The organism is Actinomadura sp. (genome assembly GCF_044508335.1).
Lineage (GTDB): Bacteria > Actinomycetota > Actinomycetes > Streptosporangiales > Streptosporangiaceae > Spirillospora.
On the sequence record NZ_JBIQHY010000228.1, the window covers coordinates 1 to 2,864 of the forward strand.

Genomic DNA, 2,864 nt, shown 5'->3' on the forward strand with positions numbered 1-2,864 from the left:
AGGCGCTGTGCGCCCTGCCGGGGCTTGCCCGGGACCGTCCTGCGCCGCGGGCAGGGGTGAGGTTAACCGAACCCCGATCCGCCTGCTCCCACGATCGCTCCGAGGGCGTCCTGGGGACGAGCCTGGAGACATCCGTCCACGTAGCTCGGAAGGTGTCCCATGGCGATCCTCCTCTCCGTTATCACGCGCCGGTCCCGCTTCGGCCCACCGCTCTGGCGGCGATCCGCGTATGCGCTCGCGGCCCTGCCTGCCGGGCTGGCCTCGCTCACGGGGGTCCGGGTGCAACCCGCGCTCGCGCACCGCCTGCTGGGCGTGCCGTCCGCACGTCCAGGACGGTTCCGAACGATCCTGCACGCCCTCTTGTCGCTGCCGCTCGGCGCCCTGTCGCTCCTGGCGGCCGCGTACGGGTGGGCGATCGTCGTGCTCAACCTGCTCTACCCGGCCCGCTGGCTCATCGGGATGGGAGGTTCGCTGGACAGTTCCTGGGGCGGCCCGACGCTCGCCGGAGCCTGGGCCGTCCACGCGGCGGGCGGGCTGGTGATGCTGCTGCTGATGCCCGCTTTGATGCGGGGCACCACTACGCTCCAGGCTCGCCTGATGCTTCGCGTCTTCGGCGGGACAGCGCCGAATGGGACGATGGCGCGATGACACAGGTGCCGCGGGGCCCGGCGGTCCGCCGGGCCGGAACGGAGGCGCTCTACCTGCTCGTCAGTGCCCCGGTCGCCCTGGCCGGGCTGTGTTACGCGGTGTTCTCGGGTGCGCTCGGCATCGTCCTGTCGGTCACCCGGCTGGGCGGGGCCGCGACGGCGGCGGTGTTGCGTGGCGCCTGCCGGTTCGGGGAACTGCACCGCCGGCTCGCGGCCGTCCTCCTGGATGAGCGAGTGCCGGCGCCCGGCCTGCCGCGGACGCGGGCCGGGCTGCGGGCCTGGGTGCAGGACGCGCACGACACCAGCGGCTACCGCGCGTTCCTGCATCTGCTCGTGCGGTTCCCGCTGGCCGTCCTCGGCGTCGCCGTGGTGCTCGTGACCTGGGTGTACGGGTTCCTCCTGCTCACGTATCCGATCCAGCTCCCCCTGCACCTCAACGAGATCACCACCCGCGACCAGAGCGGTGGGATTCGGAAGGGCCTGGTCGTCGGCGGGTTCTACTTCGACACGTGGCAGCGCAGCCTGCTGGTGGCGCTGGCCGGCGTCGTCCTGCTCGCGGTGGCGCCGCGGGCCGTCCGGCTGGCCGTCCGTCTCGACGTGGCGGTGCTGCGGTCGCTGCTCGGACCGCGGCCGGACGATGCGCGCATCCGCGACCTTGAACGGAGCCGGTCGTACGCGGTCGAGGACGCGGCGGCGACGCTCCGCCGGATCGAGCGGGACCTGCACGACGGCGCCCAGGTGCGGCTCGTCTCGCTGACCATGACCCTGACCGCGCTGCAAGAGGCCCTTCCGGACGACACCCCCGAGCACGCCCGCGAGCTGGTCGCCGCCGCCCGCACCGGCGCGCGGGAGGCGATCGCCGAGCTGCGCGAGCTGGTCCGCGGTATCCATCCGCCCGTCCTGGACCAGGGGCTGGACGCGGCGCTGGCGACCCTCGCCGCCCGCAGCCCCGTCCCGACGGAGCTCGAGATGGACCTGCGGGTCCGGCCGTCCGCGGCGATCGAGTCGATCGCCTACTTCTGCACCGCCGAGCTGCTCGCCAACGCGGGACGGCACGCCGCGGCCCGCCGGGTCGCGGTGTCCGCCGTCCAACCGGGGGACGGCACGCTGCGGCTATCGGTCACCGACGACGGGAAGGGCGGCGCGCGGACCCGTGCCGGCGGCGGGCTCGCCGGGCTGGCCGAGCGGGTGCGTACGGTGGACGGCGAACTGTCCGTGCTGAGCCCCCAGGGAGGACCGACCACCGTGACCGTCACGCTTCCCCTCACCACCTCGTGACCGGTCTGCGCGTGGTGATCGCCGAGGATGCGGTGATCCTGCGGGACGGCCTCGCCCACCTGCTCGGGCTGCGCGGCCACTCGGTGGTGGCGGCGGTCGGCGACGCGCCCGCGCTGCACGCGGCCGTTGCCGAACACGGACCGGACGTCGCCGTGGTGGACATCCGGATGCCGCCGACGCACACCGACGAGGGCCTGCACGCCGCGATCGAGTTGCGCCGCGTCCACCCCGGGCTCGGCATCTTGCTGTTCTCTCAGTACGTGGAGACGCGGTACGCGGCCGAACTGCTGGCCGGGTCGCCCGCCGGCGTCGGCTACCTGCTGAAGGAGCGGGTGTCCGACCTCGACGACTTCGTGGACGCGCTGAACCGTGTCGCCGCCGGGGGCACCGCGCTCGACCCGGAGGTCGTGGCGCACCTGCTCGGCGCCGCCCGGCGCGACGACGGGCTCACATCCCTCACCCCGCGCGAGCGGGAGGTGCTCGGCCTGATGGCGGAGGGCCGGACGAACGCTGCGATCGCCGCGTCCCTGGTGGTCACCGAGCGGGCCGTGGAGAAGCACATCGCGAACATCTTCACCAAGCTCGGCCTCACGCCCACCGGCAGCGACCACCGCCGCGTCCTGGCCGTCCTACGCTATCTGAGGGCGCCTTGACCATCCGTCCGGGAATCGTCGTCGCGCTGACCGAACGGATCGGCTGACAGCGACTGGTCGCCCGCGGACCCGAGCGGGCAATCGCAGCACACCCCGCGATAACTGCACGCATTCTCATGCCGCCGAGCGTCACCAGCCGGCTCGTAGCTTGATGCGCGAGGGTGGTGAACGGTCGATGGAGAGCGCTCCGGCCTCTTCCAGCAGGACGGCCACCCACCCTGCGGTAGCCCGCTTGAGGAAGCGTTTCAGGTGCTCATCCAGGCTTCCAACCTTGGCATCTACCGAG

General features: G+C 73.0%; 3 protein-coding genes. All 3 read left to right on the forward strand.

The features are described from left to right. The first annotated feature begins 159 nt into the window (after positions 1-159). From ACIWVC_RS34435 to ACIWVC_RS34445, 3 genes are read left to right on the forward strand one after another with little or no spacing between them, the layout of a single operon-like run. Positions 160-648, forward strand: a complete 489-nt coding sequence (locus ACIWVC_RS34435) for a hypothetical protein (protein WP_396445566.1) — start codon at positions 160-162, stop codon at positions 646-648. Next, positions 645-1,925, forward strand: a complete 1,281-nt coding sequence (locus ACIWVC_RS34440) for a sensor histidine kinase (RefSeq protein ID WP_396455194.1) — start codon at positions 645-647, stop codon at positions 1,923-1,925. The genes ACIWVC_RS34435 and ACIWVC_RS34440 overlap by 4 nt, the downstream gene beginning before the upstream one ends. A gap of 5 nt (positions 1,926-1,930) precedes the next feature. Then, positions 1,931-2,578 (forward strand): LuxR C-terminal-related transcriptional regulator, encoded by a 648-nt coding sequence (locus ACIWVC_RS34445; protein WP_396445593.1) that lies wholly within the window; start codon positions 1,931-1,933, stop codon positions 2,576-2,578. Positions 2,579-2,864: the final 286 nt, after the last annotated feature.